Here is a 17601-nt window from a genome sequence, read left to right on the forward strand (position 1 = left end):
TCCTTAGTTTTCCATATTTTACTGTCGTCTCATCCCCTGCCCAAATCTGTCAGGGCCGACAAGCACTTTTCTTGGTTTACTTCCTTGAGGAGGGCCAACTATTCCCCTCAACTCCATAGCCTCGATCAAGCTAGCCGCGCGATTGTATCCTATGCGCAGCCGGCGCTGAAGTCGAGAAATGGAGGCTTCTTGTGTCTCCATGACGACCCTCACGGCCTCGTCGAAGAGGTCATCCTCTGCGCCCCTCGAATCTTCTGATTCCTGGGATGGGGCAACACTCTCCGCTTCATATTTCGGAGTTCCTTGGCCTCTCACATAATTGACCAGTAGCTCCACCTCAGCGTCAGAAACATAGGCGCCCTGTACTCTGATAGGTTTCGGCGCCCCCACCGGGAAAAAGAGCATATCTCCCCTCCCGAGGAGCCTCTCCGCCCCTCCGCTATCAAGAATCACCCGTGAATCTATCTGAGAAGGAACAGCAAAAGCTATACGTGACGGGATATTCATCTTTATTACTCCGGTGATCACATCAGCTGACGGGCGCTGAGTCGCCACAACAAGGTGAATACCGGCGGCCCTTGCCATGAAGGCAAGCTGGCACACTACATCTTCTACTTCTTTCTGCGCCACCATCATGAGATCGCCGAGTTCATCAATGATCACCACTATATATGGGAGCGGCAGCGCCTCCTGATCTTTCAACTTGCCTTTGAGGCAGGCCTCATTGTATTTCTCGATATTGCGCACGCCCGCCTCTTCCAGGAGTTTATATCTCCTATCCATCTCGCCGGCCACCCACCGTAAATAGCCCGCAGCTTCCTTCGTGTCGGTGACGACAGGGGCGAGAAGGTGGGGCACCTCATCAAAAGTTGTGAGTTCGACACGCTTTGGATCTATCATGAGAAGCTTGACTTCATCTGGTGTCTTTGTAAAGAGTATGGTGGAAATCAATGTATTAAGACACACGCTCTTGCCCGACCCTGTAGCGCCCGCGACCAAGAGGTGGAGCATGCTCACCAGATCCCCCACCACCGGGGTCCCGGCAATATCCTTGCCGATCACTATGGGGATCTTGCGCTCTTTTGCCCTGAATTCCTGTGATTCCAGCACTTCGCGCAGGTAAACGGTGGCAATTTCCTTGTTGGGCACCTCAATCCCCACCGCTGATTTCCCGGGAATGGGAGCTTCGACTCTAACCCCCACCGCCGCCAGGGCCAAGGCTATATCATCAGACAGGTTCACGATCCTGCTAACTTTGACACCGGGACCTGGCTGGATTTCAAAACGAGTTACCACAGGTCCCCTGCTCACTTGCAGCACCTTTGCCTGAACTCCAAAGCTGAGGAGGGTCTCCTCCAGCAGTCGCGCCCGGTCCAGAACACTTTGAGAATCCTTCAGGGCAACAGATCTTTTCGCGGTGACCCGTCTCAGGATAGATATGGGAGGCAGTGTGTAAGATGCAACGGGATCTTCGACAATAGGGATAGACTGATGAACAGCGACAGATTCCCCGGGCTTCTGGGCAGCGGCCATATCTCCGCGGGCCATAGCCCTGCCCTGTCCCTTACCCTTGCCTATTTGTCCCGCCACTTGTGCCGCATCTTGAGGTTCCACAGAAAAGACAGGGGCATCCCCGGCAAGAGGGAATTCATGGCCTGCATCAATGATGATGGGTATCTTGCTGGCAGCCGCTTCCCGAGTTGAGGCCGCTTCAGTGCTTTCCCCCTGTCCAGAGGTAACTCCTTGGGCTCTTTGAGAAGAGATCTCTCTCCGAGATTTCTTATGGAAAAAGGAGATCAGAGCTGACGATCCCCTCAAAAGCCAGCGCAGCAGAGCAACAAGCCCCGCAGCAAGATATCTTGTCCACCTCAAGCACATCCGTCCCAAGGCTAGAAGCGAAACATCCAGAGCCGCTGCGGCTCCTATCCATCCGAAGAGCAAAAGAAGGATCAACGCGCCGACTTCCCCGAACGCAGGCGCTAAAAATGACGATAATAGGCCTCCTAAAAGTCCCCCGGAGGGCTCGGGCACACCCCAGCTTCGCAATATAGCTCTGACTGAGGCAAGATCAAGTATGCTCAAAATGGAGAACATAATAACTATGAGTCCTACAATTCTGGGCGCAATACGATGTCTTGTGGTAATGCTCAAGACTCCCGCCGTGAGAACCATGAGAGGGATAAGAGCAGCCCCCGTCCCTGATAGAAACCGCAAAGATGCAGCGATTGCAATACCAGCCCGGCCGACGAAAAATGCACGTTCATGCGCTTGATAGAAGATAGTGATGAACGCCATGATACCAATGGCAATGAGAGCTATCCCCGCCAGGTCGGAAATTCCAGGATTGGAGCCCCCCTGAACACTCCTATCGTTTCTGATGGACCCTCTTTTAGCATGACCTGCCACCACAATACCCTCCCATAATATACTTCTCCTGTCTTTTCCCACATCCTTCTCATGAGGGGCATTATTGCGCGATAAACCGCCCGAATATGATGAGCCCGCCCACAATCCAACAGTAAATGGCAAGTAAGGAGAATCTCCTTTTCCGGAAAGCCAATAGCACCATCCTGATGGCGATATATCCGGAGACTGCGGCAGATATCACACCGATAACCATAGGTGCCACCAGCCCGCCCCCGACCCCTGTCCCCAAGAGGTCTTTCAACTCGAGCAGCGCCGCCCCGATGATCACCGGAATCGACAAGATGAAGGAGTATCTAGCGGCTTCTTCCTTCCTCAGTCCCAGCAAAAGGGAAGTCCCTATCGTTGCGCCGGAACGCGATATTCCGGGGAACGCCGCGATCCCCTGAGCTATACCGACGATAAATGCGCTGATCGCGGGGAACCGGCTGATCGAAGCACGCTCACTTCCGAAGCGTTCGCTTACGAGTAGGAAAGTGCCAGTTATGAGAAGCGCCCACCCCACGGTGCCAACGGAGGAGAAAGTCGCCTCCACAAGGGGTTTCAAAATGAGAGCCAGTATAACCGTGGGGATACAGGATATGATGAGCAGGAAGAACATTCGCCTGTATCCCGCTACAGTATACCGTGATTCCTGCGTCCGGCCAAGGGATCGGGGAGCAAAGAAAGCCGCGATGAGACGTCCTAGATCCTCCCGATAAGCGATTAATACGGCAACAACCGTTCCTAAATGTAACATCACATCAAATAACAGAGGCGCCTCATAAGCGCCCAAGATGCTTCTAAAAATAACCAGATGGCCCGAACTGCTCACAGGCAGAAATTCGGTAAGCCCCTGGACGATACCGAGAATTAGAGCTTGAAAGCCGGTCACGCGCATCACCTCCGTCATCAAATTCTATCACTAATGATGGAATAAGGCGAGAAGCATGGTGACCATTTTGACGAATTGATTCATGAATAGAAGCACCAGGATGCCGGATATCAGGTTGAAGAGGAGGTGGGCTCCGGCTGCCTGTCGGCCTAGATCTGGAGACAATTTAGATACAATGCATGTAAATTTTTCTAGGAATGGAAAAAGAAAGAGCACCCCTACTGCATTGAATATGAGATTAGCCACAGCTACGGCCTTACCTGCGGCCGTTGAGCGAACGCTGGCGATCAACCCTGTGACGCACGTCCCGATATTGCTCCCCAGGATTACCGGTATTGCCTCAGAAAGGCCCAAAATACCGCTATCACAGAGTGCCACTACAGCCGACGTCACAGCGCTCGAGCTTTGAACCGCCGCAGTGACCAGCGTCCCAGCCAGGATACCAAGGGAAGGATTGCGGCCAAAGCTCGCAAGCAAGGAAACGAACCTTGCGTCAGCTGCTAACGGCTCGAGGACCTGAGTCATCGTCTCAATACCCAGGAATATGGCGCCAAATCCAGAGAGAGAAAATCCTATGGCACGAAATGGCCTCACCAGCAAGAATACAAGTCCCAGGGTAACCAATGGCACTCCAAGCGTTCCGAGATCCAGCGCGGCAATCTGGGCAGTCAGAGTGGTTCCAATGTTGGATCCCACGATTATGCTGAAAGCCTGGCTAAGGCTCATTATCCCAGCGTCCACCATAGCGATCATGGCCACGGTTACTGCGCTCGAACTCTGGAGTATGGCAGTGGCCAGGAAACCGATGACTGCGCCTATCGTGGCGTTTGGGATCCGACGTCCTATCAATTCCTGTCCTCTATGGCCAAACCACGATGAAAGACCTGACTTTACAAGCTCGATACCTCCCAGCAACATGAAGAAACCACAAAACAACCAGCATATAAGGCAACGCATCGTCCTTCTCCTGGTCCCCTCTCATGACGATTCCACTGCAATATATGCTGGCAATGCGGCGCCTATTATCCATTTAACGCTACCATAAGAAGGAGCGAGGACTAAGCGGCATTTCGAGAACCATACCGGGCTGGATGTCCTGGCGAAGATATGCGAATGGATCAGTGGAGAGGATCCTCTCTATTTTCACTTTACTAGGAGAAATTGGGGAGACCTGCATCTTAAAGCCTCCATAGTCCAGCTCCAGGAGATCCTTGCCGACATCCTCAAGACCATTGAGAACATCTTCTAATGGCACGACGGTATAAAGTATCATTGCAGCCTCATATCCTCTCTCTTGTCAACATCCTCCCCGGCCGGGGGGACGCCAATCTCTTCTTGAGTCTCGACGATATTCCCAACTTTCCTTCTTCGATGTTCAGCGATCATATCTCTCAACTTTTTAAGAGCCAGGCTCAGCCCTCCTACATCATCCATAAGGCCGACATCAACTGCATCTTTCCCGACCAAAACCGTTCCAACATCCCTCACTAGCTCCCCGGTCCGCAGCATGAGCTCACGGAACTTTTCCTCGGTTATCCTCGAATGGGAACATACGAATTTGATGACGCGATCCTGCATCTTGTCTAGATACTCATATGTCTGAGGAACCCCAATCACCAGCCCCGAAAGCCGCAATGGGTGAATAGTCATAGTAGCTGTATTGGCGATGATGGAATAATCGCAACTGACAGCGACCGGGACAGCTATTGAATGACCTCCGCCTAGGACCAAAGACACTGTAGGCTTTGACAGGCTCTCCAGCATTTCGGCGATGGCAAGCCCTGCCTCCACATCGCCCCCGACCGTATTGAGTATAACAAGGAGGCCCTCAATGGCGGGATTTTGTTCGACAGCTACAAGCTGCGGAAGAATATGTTCGTATTTTGTGGTCTTGTTCTGTGGGGGGAGCATGATATGACCTTCGATTTGGCCCACGATGGTGAGACAATGAATGTTATTTTCGGGCTGATGCGGTACCTTCATTTCCCCAAACTGCTGTATCGACTGCATCTGTCCTGACAATGAGCCAGGCGAGGTTCCTGGCGGAGAACCTGGTCTGGCCGGCGGGGTAGATGAAGGGATTTCCATCGGCATACAAAGTAACACTCCTGTTCATTCAGCATTTGGCATTCAGGAGTAGTATGTGAGGGAAGGGCCAAAACATGCAAAGAGGATGCTTCTTACACTTCCATCACAATGGGAAGGATCATGGGCCTCCTCTTCATTTTTTCAAATATGAATTGGCGCAGGGAGTCCCGGATATAGCGTTTTATTGTCTCCCACTCAGTAACGCCCTGATCTTCGCATCGCTTCACAACTTCTTTTACGGTCGACCGGGCATCTTCAAGCAGCCTCTCTGATTCCTTGACATAGACAAATCCTCGGGAAACGACATCAGGTCCAGCGACTATGGCCCCTGTTTGTTTGTCTATGGTAACTACCACGATCAGGATCCCGTCCTCGGCAAGCTGTTTCCTGTCACGAAGAACCACATTGCCGACATCGCCTATCCCGAGCCCATCTACGAGGACTTTGCCAGCCGTGACCTTTCCTCCGACACGGGCCCATGACTGCCCGAATTCAAGGACATCGCCGATGTCAGGGATAAATATGTGTTCCTCAGGGAGGCCTACCTGCCTCGCCAGCCTGGCGTGTTTCACCAGATGCCGATATTCTCCATGAACGGGGATGAAGTACTTCGGCATCACGAGATTTAGCATGAGTTTCAATTCTTCCTGGCTTGCGTGCCCGGAGACGTGCACCCCCGAAAACGCTTCATAGATCACATCTGCACCCTGCCGGAAAAGATGATTTATAGTCCGGCCGATGAATTTCTCATTTCCTGGAATGGGAGACGCAGAGATTATGACAGTATCTCCTGGCATGATACCGATTTTCTTGTGCTCGGCCATAGCCATTCTGGTGAGCGCGGACATAGGCTCGCCCTGGCTGCCGGTTGTTATAATGACGAGCTGTCCAGGGGGCACACGATCCACAGCGTCAAGCTCTATCATCATTCCATCGGGCATCTCCAAGTAGCCGAGATCTAGCGCGATCCCGACCACATTTTCCATGCTCCTGCCTACAAAAGCCACCTTGCGATCGAACTTCCAGGCAGAGTCTATGATTTGCTGTATCCTGTAAATATTGGAAGCAAAGGTGGCGACAAGGATCCTCCCTTGAGCGCGGCGAAAAGTCTCCTCAAATGCCTCCCCTACTTCCCTCTCGGACAATGTATAACCTGGACGTTCCGCATTGGTGCTGTCCGAAAGGAGCAGCAAGACACCCTTCTGTCCATATTCGGCAAATTTGCTAAAATCCATTGGCTCCTGGCCAATGGGAGTCTGGTCAGCCTTGAAATCACTTGTATGTATTATTATCCCTGCAGGGCATGTTATTGCAAGAGCGACTACATCAGCTATACTATGGGTCACATGAATGAACTCAACTGTGAAAGGCCCAAGCTCCACCCTATCTCCCGCTCTTATGCAAACAGGCGGTATGGCAGGCTCTATGCCCTGCTCTTTCAGTTTCCCTTCCACAAGCCCTAGCGTGAGCCTTGTTCCATAGATTGGAACATCAATCTGCTGAAGCACATAAGGGACGGCTCCAATATGATCTTCATGGCCATGAGTCAGGATCATCGCAAGTATCCTGTTCTTATTTTCCAGCAGATAGGAAATGTCAGGGATCACCACATCTATCCCCAGCATCTCCTCCTCGGGGAACATGAGCCCTGCATCTATGACCAGTATCTTGCGGTCATATTCAATGGCCATCATGTTCTTGCCTATTTCCCCAATGCCCCCCAGAGGAATGACATTTACTTTGTTTTCTTTTGGCACGTCTGGTGCACCGCCTCCTACACGAAAACCATCCATTGGGCGCGGACATCTCATACATGATATCCGCGCCCCATTGCTGCGATCCCGAAATCCCGGCGCCACTTCGACATATTCACGGCGGCGCTGGTCGAAAGCCTAAGCGCTTATTATCCCGGCCTCCACAAGAGCGGATTTGATGGCACTTGCCTCAGCGTCATTCGGGGGTATCATCGGCAGACGATACCCTCCCACATCAAACCCGGAGAGCTTGAGGGCAAACTTGACGGGAATGGGGTTCGTGGTCACAAAAAGAGCCTTGAAGACGGGATAAAGCCTGGCGTTGATTCGCCATGCTTCCTGAATCTTACCAGCGAAATATGCATCGACCATCTGTCTGATCTCATTCCCGACTATATGGGATGCCACGCTCACCACTCCCGAACCCCCTATTGAAAGGATTGGGAGTGTAAGGCTGTCGTCCCCGCTGTATATCTCAAAGCTCTCAGGAGTCTTGCGTCTTACCTCTGTTGCCTGATCAAGATTTCCCGTGGAGTCCTTCACCGCGACTATATTTGGAATCGAAGCAAGTCTGGCCAAGGTGCCAGCAGTCATGTTCACTCCAGTCCTACCAGGAATGTTATATATCATGATCGGCAAAGAAGTCTCACTAGCAATTGCGGAAAAATGCTGGAAAAGACCTTCCTGCGGTGGTTTATTATAATACGGAACCACCACAAGGGCACCGTGAACACCCAGTTTCTCGGCGGCTCTTGTGAGCTCAATGGATGCCTGAGTAGAATTTGTTCCTGTGCCCGCGATCACCTTAGCTTTATCCCCAACGGCATCTAACACAGCACTGAATAACTTGAGCTTCTCTTCTTTCGTTAAGGTAGGAGATTCGCCGGTGGTGCCTGCGACCAGGACGGCCGCGGACCCATTCTCTACCAGCCTTTGAGCGAGTTTGCCTGCCTTATTATAGTCAACCTCCAAATCGGCCCCGAAGGGGGTTACCATAGCTGTCACAACCGGTCCGAAACGTGATTGCACAAATCCACCTCCCAAACTCAAACCTCTGGTAAGCCTCCTAACTGCCCCCAAGGTGAAACTTACTGTGAAGATTCCTCACAGCCCTCTGCATATCCTCCTTTTTCACCAGGCATGATATGCTCGTATGAGAATCCGATGTCTGGAATATCGGAATCCCATCGCCGTTCAAAGCTTCTACCACCCGCTCCATCACGCCAGGCACGCCGCGCATCCCCGCTCCGACCACAGATACTTTGGCGCACGACCTCATGGTCGTCACCTGGACGCCGGAAAGTTCCAGGGCAGAAATGACCGCGAGCGCGCTATCTAGCCTGTCATCCTTTACAGTAACCACGATCATTTCAGGAAATACATTTATCAGGTCCACGCTAACTCCTGCATCAGCCAGGGCCTTGAAGATAGAGCGAGCTATGCCCGAGCTATTCACATCAACTGATGCTGCGACCTTGATCTGCGCGAGATCGGTGATACTGGTAACCCCTGTCACGACTCGATCTCCATAGATCCTGGTGGAGGGAAACCCCCTGACTTCACTGATCACGGTCCCAGGCGAATCCGAGGAGGCGCATAGAATCTTCATAGGGATGCCTCCCTGCATTGCTATCTCAACGGCCCTCGGGTGGATCACCTTAGCCCCGAGATGGGCTAGTTCAGCCACTTCACGATAAGTTATCGATTTGAGAGGCCTCGCATCAGGCACAAGCCTGGGATCAGCAGTCATAATACCTTCCACATCAGTATAGATCTCGATCATCTCTGCATGTAAGGCGACACCCAGGGCTGCGGCCGTGGTATCACTCCCTCCCCGACCCAAAGTCGTTATTTCATGTGATTTGGTAATGCCTTGGAATCCCGCGACCACCACTATATAACCCTCATTTAGATGCTTCAAGACCTGATCCGGACGGACCTCGATAATGGAGGTATTGCCAAATTCCTCATCGGTGATGATGCCAGCCTGGGCTCCCGTCAAGGCAATGGCGGGGTATCCCTTTGCCTTGAGGGTTAAAGCCATGATCACACTGGATATAACCTCCCCACAAGAAATCAGGAGGTCCTGATGCCTCGCATCTGCATCAGGACTAACCTCCCTTATCAGGTTGAGCAATGTATCTGTTGCATATGGCTCTCCTGCACGCCCCATGGCCGAGACGACTACGACAGGCGAGTATCCCTGTCTCTTGGCCTCGATGACACGCTCCGCTGCCTTTGCTCTGAGGGCGGGGGTGGAGACTGACGTGCCACCAAATTTCTGAACAATAATCCTCACCTTTACCACCTCATGAGGTAATTCCAGGAAGCGGCAGGCACACTTAGACAAGGCTCCATTCGATGGCTCTCTCCGCTATTTGAATTGCATTTAGAGCTGCGCCCTTACGAATCTGGTCTCCGACCACCCACAGGTTAAGTCCTGAAGGCAAGGAATTATCCTCACGGATACGCCCGACGTATACCTCATCTTTGCCAGATAGATCCAATGGCATTGGATAGACCATTTCCTCCGGCACATCCATTACTTTGACTCCAGGCGCCGAAGAGAGCACCTCAATAGTCTCTTCTCTGGTCAAGCGTCTTTCAAGTTCGAGGTTTACTGATTCGGAATGGCATCTCATGACGGGGACCCTCACCGTTGTGGCAGTGATCTTGATGTCCTGCCGGTGAAGAATCTTCCGTGTCTCATGAACCATCTTCCATTCCTCTTTGGTATAATACATTTCTCCAAAGACATCTATCTGCGGTATTAGATTGAAAGCTATCTGAAAATGCTTTGGGGCGCTCGCATAGGGAAGAATGGCTGGCTCCACTGCCTCGCCGGCAAGGTATTTCCGCGATTCCTCAAGAAGCTCCTGCATAGCTCTAGCCCCTGCTCCTGACGCCGCTTGATAGGTGGAGACCACGATGCGCTTTATTCTCGCGCGGTCATCTATAGGCTTCAGCGCGACAACCATGATAATCGTGGAGCAGTTCGGATTTGCGATTATTCCTTTATGTAGCCTGATATCCTCTGGATTTACCTCCGGCACCACTAAAGGCACATCAGGGTCCATCCTGAAGGCACTGGTATTATCTATCACAAGAGCCCCGGATTCCACCGCGCGCGGAGCCAAGTCTTTGCTCACCTGCCCACCTGCGCTGAAAAACGCCACATCTATCCCTTTAAAACTCTCTCCAGTAGCTCTTTCAACCTTACATGCGGTTCCCTTGAAACCCAGTGATTTGCCAGCCGACCGCTCTGAAGATAGTAATCTGATCTCTTTGACCGGAAAGTTGCGTTCCTCGAGTATTGAAAGTAACTCCCTGCCCACTGCGCCTGTAGCGCCTACTATTGCTACATTAAATCCGTTCATAAAGGTCCCCTTTCAGACGGCCTACCCATTTTCATATTAACATAACCCTATCTAGTTCTCTTGTCAACAAGCAATGGCTGTAGCTGCACCCCCTCAAGGGCGGCCAGTATGGCATCAGGTATCAAGTCCATCTTTGAAATTAGGGAATTAGGCTTTTTGTCGGGGTCATCCTGGCCAAATGGAACAAAATATATGTTCTTTGTGTTGAGCAGGATGCCCAGATTCTTTGCATTATTACTCAGGGCGTCATTTGTGGAGATGCCGATGACTACAGGCCTGCCGTTTCTAAGATGCGCCTTCACGGCCATAGTCACGGGCCCGTCGGTTATGGCCATGGCAAGCTTCGCTAGTGTGTTTCCGGTGCAGGGCGCAACAACGAGGACATCAAGGATGGCGCACGGGCCTATAGGCTCAACCTCCTGTATGGTGCAAATCGGTTCCCGGCCTGTGATCTCTTCGAGTCTCTTTACCAATTCGGCGGCCTTTCCAAATCTTGTATTACACATAGCCGCGTTATGGGATAGAATCGGATATACCTCGGCCCCTTGTTTTACCAAAACCTCGACCTGCGGAAGGACTTCCGGTATGGTGCAAAACGAACCTGTAAGCGCAAATCCTATTGTTTTGCCACTGAGGCGCATAATCCATACCTCCAATTTCCCGTTTGGTCATCAGGGACGAGAGAGCGTCCTGCGAATTAGATCAGGCACTGTCTTAACGAGAATCTGACCTGCCGTTTTGGGAGCCACTTTCCCGGGCAGCCCAAGGGCAAGTATCGCCCTTATTCCGAGTTTGGCAGCAGCGTCAAAATCTGTGCCTCCCGGATGAGAAGCGAGGTCTATAATAATACTGCCGGGTTTCATATGCTTCAGGACATCCTCTGTGAGAACCACATAAGGGATTGTGTTGAATACAGCATCTGCGAGATTCATATATTCCTTGATGCTGGAAAGAGGTATTGCAATGGCGCCCATCTCATCTGCCCTTGCCAGCTGTGCTGGGTTTCTGGCGATAACGTAGGTATGGGCCCCTAGAGCCAGGAGAACCCGGGCCATTGTCTGCCCCACCCGTCCGAAACCGGTGACAAAGGAATATGACCCGTGGATCGTGATAGGCAATTCCTCCATGGCGATCTGAATTGCGCCTTCAGCTGTAGGCACCGAATTGGCGATAGCTATCTCATCCACCTCGGCGACCTCTACCAACCTCACCCCATGCTTGTTCGCGAGATTCTTGAGCCTGGGGCGCGCGACCCCTATGAAAACCGGAGCATTCGTTCCTATAGCCTCCAGCAGCTCCTCGGTAATGTAGATTGTCGCATTGGGGTCCATGGTCCTGACCTTGCCCCCAACATCAAGACCGCCCATTCCCACCACGATCACATTTGCGCTCTGTATGGCATCCCAGATATTGTCAGATCGTTTGGCATTAGAGAGTTCCGGTAAAGGAGGAAAACCGTAGGTAATAACTGAGGCTCCCTGAGCAATGAATTCTCTTATAAGCTCGATTTCCCGATAATCACCTCCCAGTACAAAAATAGTCAACCCTTCTAAGCCGTAAGCCATTTCCCTCCCCTCCCCTTAACCTACTGAACTGCAACAGTAGTATATTCTGGGGAGGGAAGACTGGTGATTAACTCAGGCTCGAAGGGCTGGACCAAAAAATGAGAGTCTACAAGCCCATGAGTTTATCCAGGCCAACGACCAGCCCCTTCAGGGTTCGTGCCTTCCGGACGGCCAGCATGACCCCAGGCATGAAAGATTCACGATTGATGGAATCATGCCTTATGGTCAGAGTCTGACCTTGACCGCCAAATATCACTTCCTGATGGGCTACAAGACCTGGTAGGCGAACACTGTGAATTCTATATCCCTTTACTGTTGTCCCCCTTGCAGGGTTATTCTCAGCAGTATCACCTTCTTCTGCCCTCGTGGCAAAGCCAGCTTCTTCTCGAGCCCGGCCCATCATCTCGGCGGTCCTGATGGCCGTCCCAGAAGGGGCGTCAATCTTGGCCTCATGATGAAGTTCGATGATCTCAGCCACCTCCAGATACCGGGAGGCCATCTCGCAAAACTTCATCATGAGAACTGCCCCAATCGCGAAGTTCGGGGCGATCACCGCGCCTATCCCGCTTTTATCACACAATGCCGCAATTTCATCTATCTTTTGCTGCGGTATGCCTGTTGTGCCGATAACCGGGGAGACACCCCTCTCAATCGCGCAACGGGCATTTGATACAGCGCCTTCCGCTCTTGTGAAATCTACAAGGACATGGGGCCGAAGGCGAGATATCACCTCTTCCAAATCACGCGCTACCCTTATGATGGTGGGCACCCCGCGCAGCTCAATGGTGACATCGCGCGGCACGGCATCTACCCCGCCCACCAATTCCATATCATCCTGGTTTCCCACAGCGCGCATGACTTCGGTGCCCATCTTGCCACAGGCCCCTGAGACCAAAACCTTTATCTTCTCCACCATCTCAGCTCTCCCCTCAAACCCACGCAAGGGTCACAAAATCCCCATATACGCTGGATATTATAACATTTAGCGAATCCAGATGCCGCCCGTCTTATCCTAATGGACCTCTACATCGCTCGCCCCTTCTGACCTAAATATATTGGCAGCATCATTGGCCTTGGCATCATCAGTCTTGACGACTCCGAGGATTCCGCCCTGTTTCACGCGCTCCTCATAATATCCACCGCGGTCATCGGGAATTCCCAGGTCAACCAGCCCACCTACCAGGCCCCCTGTTACTGCGCCGCTTAGCGCAGCGGCTAGCGGACCTGCCGCGACTATCGGCCCTATGCCAGGGATCGCAAGGGCACCAAGACCAGCCAAGAGCCCGGCTCCTCCACCTATGGCCCCACCGGTCACCGTGCCCTCCATTATGCTGCCCCCGCCTCTTGCTCCTCCATCATCTTTAGAGACGATCGATATCTCGTCATCTCCGAATCCTTTGGCCCTCAAGGCACGAATAGCTTTCTCCGCTTGATCGGCAGAATTGAAGACTCCTATAACTGACGCCATGATTTAGATTCCTCCTTTGGGGTCTGAAACTAGTATGTAGTCTACCCCAAAGGCGCATTGCCATATTCCGATTCGGGCATTTCCACCAGGACAATCTCAGGCCCGATAGTCTTGACTCTGGACCAAGGTATCATCAGATCAGGTTCTCGCCATAGAGGCAAAAGACCGCGGCGTCGCCCCGGTATCACAATGGATACTACCCGGCCGGTTTCTGTATCGATCTCGACCTCCGGGTCAGTTATCATCCCCAAGCTGCGAGCTTGGCCAACCTCGATTATCTCCTTTCCAGCAAGCTCACTTATCCTCATTGTGACGACCTCCGTACGCATGCCGGCGGGGATTGACTCTTTCGCATTCCTCGAGTTTTTCCCTCACGCGCAAATATTGGATTACAAGACTATCTAACTGGCTGCTGACATGCCGGGTCCTGTCGCCATCGAAGCGCCCGCCATCTTCCTGGATGGATAAATATAACTCTTGCCTGAGCGCCTCTATCCGAACCTTGAGGGAATTCAGCCGCCCATCTATGTCTTGCAGCAATTCATCAGCTGATGCTCGCATAAGCCTCCCCCCGGCATTCCCGTATGGCCAAAGCCTCCTTCACCGCGATCAGTCTCCGGGATCTCAGATATCTCTTTGAACTCTGCGCGGATCACCCTGGAAAACACAATTTGAGCGATTCTGTCACCTCTATGTATAGTAAATGCCTCAGGCCCAAGGTTTATGAGCACCACATGAACAACACCCCGATAATCCGCATCGATGGTCCCCGGGCTGTTGAGCAGGGTCACTCCATACCTTGCGGCAAGGCCGCTCCTGGGTCGCACCTGTCCCTCATATCCCGGGGGAATTATAAGCCTGAGTCCAGTGGAAATCATTCGATATTCACCAGGACCCAGCGTGACTTCACCATCGACAGCGGCCGGAAGATCCAATCCCGACGCCATGGATGTCATATATTGAGGAAGGGGAATATCACATGCTCCCGGTTCTCGAACAAATCCAATCTCCACTTTTTCTCGCCCAAATTCATTCATGGCACATCACCCTTGGGTCAGGAATATAAGGAATCAAGCAATCTCTTCTGAGATTTTTTTACATCTGGACCTATGATCGCTAGAGAGAGCTGATCAAACCCCGCGATTTTGCGAATGATGCGCATTATATCATCCATCTGGACTCGGTCGACTGCACCGATTACCTCCTCAGGAGTATAAAGCCTGTCATCGAACATCTCCATTTTGGCGAGCCGGCTCATCCTATTGCTGGTGCTTTCAAGAGACAGTAAAAGACTCCCTTTTAACTGCTCCCTGGCCCTGGAGAGTTCCTCCGGCGACGGTCCATTTGTCCTGAAGTCCTGGATGATCTCTTTGATAAGGGCCAAGACCGTCTCTGCGTTGTAGGGGCTGGCTGCCGCATATATCACGAAAACGCCCGTATTCTCGTAGGATGCATGATAAGAATATGTGGAATAAACAAGCCCACGCTCTTCTCTGAGTTCCTGAAACAACCTCGAGCTCATCCCCCCGCCCAGGATGGCATCAGTGAGATACAGAGCGTACCTATCAGGATGGTTCCAGGGCAATCCCGGAAGGCCAATGCATATATGGATTTGCTCCGTATCCTTGTCACGGAATATATGGCGAAAGGCCATTTCATGATCAGTTTGGAAAGTCTCGCCAGCGCCGCGAGGAAGATCATGGAAATATGTTTCTGCCAGCTTCACTATCTTCTCATGAGGTACGTTACCTGCCGAGGATATTATCAGCCTCTCTGAACCATAAAATCGGGACATGTATGAGATTATATCATCCCTGCTCAGGCTGCCGACGGTATCCTTTGTGCCAAGGATGTTCAGCCCTAGAGACCGGTCCCCGTAAACGGCTCTTGCCAATTCATCCTGGACCAGTTCATCAGGTGAATCCTCATACATCTTGATTTCCTCGATCACTACCCCCTTCTCCTTCTCGATTTCGACAGGATCAAAGAGAGAATGGAGGAACATGTCCGCAAGGACATCAACAGCCAGCGGGAGATGTTGGTCCAAGACTTTGGCATAAAAACAGGTATATTCCTTGCTTGTGAAGGCATTGAGCTGGCCCCCAACTGCATCGATCTCTTCTGCGATTTCCCGGGCTGATCTATGTTCGGTGCCCTTAAAGAGCATGTGCTCTATGAAATGACCTATTCCATTATTTTCCGATGTCTCACCGCTTGACCCAGTTTTCACCCAGAGGCCAATAGTGGCTGATCTGACATATGGGACAAATTCCGACAGAACGCGAACCCCGTTATTCAAGATGCTTCTCTCGTACACATCATTCGCTCCCTGACTCTTATTCTTATTAGCAAGATCCCTGACAATATAAATATCGCCATTCATCGGGAGCATATCATTCATTTTATTCTCCTCTGCTCGACAAACTCCTCTTACAGTTTTCGACATCATTCACTTTTCCAGCTAAATCCTGCGACACATAAAATTACATAAAGGAATCATCTGGCTTGTTGCGAATTGGTACATAGCAGCTCATGTGTCAGCAGTCGCCTTGCTATAATATCCAATAATCTCTGAAACATCAAGGAGGAGCTACATGGATCCCAAAGTCGGAGCAACGATCTTCACCCTGCTTTTATATGTCTTATCATCCCATTCGCCTCAGAGCCCTCCGCAGGATCATCCGGCGATAAATGAAGAGACCCCTATATCGCAACATGTGGGACAGGGGGGCGTAAAACCGGGTCATGATGACAGGACCAATGAGCAGTCTCCCGGTAAAAACAATCCAGGTTCGGCTCCAGCGGAATTCCCCCCAGGATCGACGCTCTGGACGAGAGAAGAGGCAAACTTGCGCTCCGGCCCCGGGACTGCTTATAAGCGGATAGGCAAATTACATAAAGGCGCCAAGGTCTTTGCCTTAACGACCCATGGCAGCTGGCACCAGGTAAAACTCATAAACGGACAGATTGGGTGGGTGTCGGCTTCTCTGGTCTCACCATCCGCCAATGGATCAAAGCCTGGCGGCATGACTCAGGAGGATAAGACTCCCCCGGAGGGAACCAATGGCAAGCCCGAGATAATTGCCTATTTTGCGCAAAACCATGCCGGCGACACTGCTCCCATAATATCACTTGGCCATGCAAAGAGCATCCTCGATGGTGTGGTGATGTTTTCATATTTCCTGGATGAAAACGGTAATCTTATAAGCAGCAATAACGACCAGGTGGTAAGGCAGCTGAGGTCAAATGGAATTGAGACTTATGCCCTTATTCATAATTACCGCTCATCGCAATTCGACCAAGGGGTGGCTCATTCTGTGCTAAGGTCAGAGGAGCTCAGGTTGAAGGCAATAAGAAACATAATGGATATACTTGAACAGGGGCATTTTGATGGAATCAATGTGGACCTTGAAAACGTGCACCCTGGAGATCGATCGTATTACACCCGCTTTATTCAGGAACTCTCAACGGTATTGAGACCTCGCGGGAAGAAGGTTACCATCTCAGTGCCCGCCAAATCCAGAGACCTTCCCGGCACTGCCTGGTTCGGCGCTTTCGATTATTATTCGCTGGGGAAGATCGCCGACAAAGTCATGATCATGGCATATGACGAACACAGCCCTGTGAGTGGGCCTGGGCCGGTGGCGTCAATCAACTGGGTGCGCGAGGTTATACGATATGCCATGACCCAGATGCCAAAATCCAAAATCTATCTTGGTATCCCAGCATATGGCTATGATTGGCCACTTTACTGGGGAGGTTCAGTAGAGGCGGTATCCTATCGCCAGGCAGTGAGTAGAGCGGCGCGTAGTGGAGTAGAACCGCAGTGGGACGAAAGCTCTGCCTCATGCTATTATCGCTACAGCATCCCCGCCGGGCAGCATGAAGTGTGGTTTGAAAATGGGACAAGCCTGGCTGCCAAGGTGAGGCTTGTCAAACAATATGGCCTAGCAGGAATTGCTGTATGGCGACTTGGGTATGAGGAGAAGGAATTTTGGCAGATCATAAACCAGGAACTCAGGCGGTAGCGCAGCGCCGGGCCGCCTGAGCC

18 protein-coding genes are annotated in these 17601 nt (G+C 51.7%); 1 reads left to right on the plus strand and 17 read right to left on the minus strand.

Going from position 1 to position 17601, the window contains the following annotated elements:
- Positions 1–18 precede the first annotated feature (18 nt).
- From HPY52_06430 to HPY52_06510, 17 genes are all read right to left on the minus strand, one after another.
- Positions 19–2406: a DNA translocase FtsK gene (locus HPY52_06430; GenBank protein NPV79900.1), complete on the minus strand. Its 2388-nt coding sequence runs from the start codon at positions 2404–2406 to the stop codon at positions 19–21.
- 61 nt (positions 2407–2467) lie between these two features.
- Positions 2468–3298: an undecaprenyl-diphosphate phosphatase gene (locus HPY52_06435; protein NPV79901.1), complete on the minus strand. Its 831-nt coding sequence runs from the start codon at positions 3296–3298 to the stop codon at positions 2468–2470.
- A gap of 30 nt (positions 3299–3328) precedes the next feature.
- Positions 3329–4255: a Na/Pi cotransporter family protein gene (locus HPY52_06440; protein ID NPV79902.1), complete on the minus strand. Its 927-nt coding sequence runs from the start codon at positions 4253–4255 to the stop codon at positions 3329–3331.
- 79 nt (positions 4256–4334) lie between these two features.
- Positions 4335–4571 (minus strand): hypothetical protein, encoded by a 237-nt coding sequence (locus HPY52_06445; protein NPV79903.1) that lies wholly within the window; start codon positions 4569–4571, stop codon positions 4335–4337.
- Entirely contained in the window at positions 4568–5308 is a 741-nt protein-coding gene (locus HPY52_06450; protein ID NPV79904.1) for a translocation-enhancing protein TepA, read from the minus strand. The genes HPY52_06445 and HPY52_06450 overlap by 4 nt, the downstream gene beginning before the upstream one ends.
- Before the next feature lie 170 nt (positions 5309–5478).
- On the minus strand, positions 5479–7179 hold the full coding sequence (locus tag HPY52_06455) for a ribonuclease J (protein ID NPV79905.1): 1701 nt from the start codon (positions 7177–7179) through the stop codon (positions 5479–5481).
- A 99-nt stretch (positions 7180–7278) separates the two neighbouring features.
- Positions 7279–8169: a 4-hydroxy-tetrahydrodipicolinate synthase gene (gene dapA / locus HPY52_06460; GenBank protein NPV79906.1), complete on the minus strand. Its 891-nt coding sequence runs from the start codon at positions 8167–8169 to the stop codon at positions 7279–7281.
- 37 nt (positions 8170–8206) lie between these two features.
- Positions 8207–9439 carry an aspartate kinase gene (gene dapG / locus HPY52_06465; GenBank protein ID NPV79907.1) on the minus strand — a complete coding sequence of 411 codons (1233 nt, stop codon included), beginning with the start codon at positions 9437–9439 and terminating at the stop codon, positions 8207–8209.
- 43 nt (positions 9440–9482) lie between these two features.
- The gene (locus HPY52_06470; protein NPV79908.1) at positions 9483–10517 is read right to left on the minus strand and encodes an aspartate-semialdehyde dehydrogenase; all 1035 of its coding nucleotides are present in this window, start codon (positions 10515–10517) and stop codon (positions 9483–9485) included.
- 47 nt (positions 10518–10564) lie between these two features.
- Complete coding sequence (locus HPY52_06475; protein NPV79909.1) at positions 10565–11158, minus strand: dipicolinate synthase subunit B; 594 nt, start codon at positions 11156–11158, stop codon at positions 10565–10567.
- A gap of 30 nt (positions 11159–11188) precedes the next feature.
- Positions 11189–12082, minus strand: coding sequence for a dipicolinate synthase subunit DpsA (gene dpsA, locus HPY52_06480; GenBank protein ID NPV79910.1), 894 nt, complete (start codon positions 12080–12082; stop codon positions 11189–11191).
- A gap of 106 nt (positions 12083–12188) precedes the next feature.
- Positions 12189–12998 carry a 4-hydroxy-tetrahydrodipicolinate reductase gene (locus HPY52_06485; protein NPV79911.1) on the minus strand — a complete coding sequence of 270 codons (810 nt, stop codon included), beginning with the start codon at positions 12996–12998 and terminating at the stop codon, positions 12189–12191.
- Between the two features lie 96 nt (positions 12999–13094).
- Positions 13095–13553 (minus strand): hypothetical protein, encoded by a 459-nt coding sequence (locus HPY52_06490; GenBank protein ID NPV79912.1) that lies wholly within the window; start codon positions 13551–13553, stop codon positions 13095–13097.
- Positions 13554–13591: 38 nt separating this feature from the next.
- Positions 13592–13858, minus strand: coding sequence for a YlmC/YmxH family sporulation protein (locus HPY52_06495; protein ID NPV79913.1), 267 nt, complete (start codon positions 13856–13858; stop codon positions 13592–13594).
- Entirely contained in the window at positions 13845–14111 is a 267-nt protein-coding gene (locus HPY52_06500; protein ID NPV79914.1) for a Spo0E family sporulation regulatory protein-aspartic acid phosphatase, read from the minus strand. Before HPY52_06500 ends, HPY52_06495 begins: the two co-directional genes overlap by 14 nt.
- The gene (gene dut, locus HPY52_06505; protein NPV79915.1) at positions 14075–14587 is read right to left on the minus strand and encodes a dUTP diphosphatase; all 513 of its coding nucleotides are present in this window, start codon (positions 14585–14587) and stop codon (positions 14075–14077) included. Before dut ends, HPY52_06500 begins: the two co-directional genes overlap by 37 nt.
- A gap of 17 nt (positions 14588–14604) precedes the next feature.
- Complete coding sequence (locus tag HPY52_06510; protein NPV79916.1) at positions 14605–15867, minus strand: insulinase family protein; 1263 nt, start codon at positions 15865–15867, stop codon at positions 14605–14607.
- Between the two features lie 277 nt (positions 15868–16144).
- On the opposite strand from HPY52_06510, the gene HPY52_06515 reads away from it, so the two are divergent.
- Positions 16145–17578, plus strand: coding sequence for an SH3 domain-containing protein (locus HPY52_06515; protein NPV79917.1), 1434 nt, complete (start codon positions 16145–16147; stop codon positions 17576–17578).
- Positions 17579–17601 lie beyond the last annotated feature (23 nt).

It is taken from the genome of Bacillota bacterium (assembly GCA_013178415.1).
Lineage (GTDB): Bacteria > Bacillota > SHA-98 > Ch115 > Ch115 > Ch115.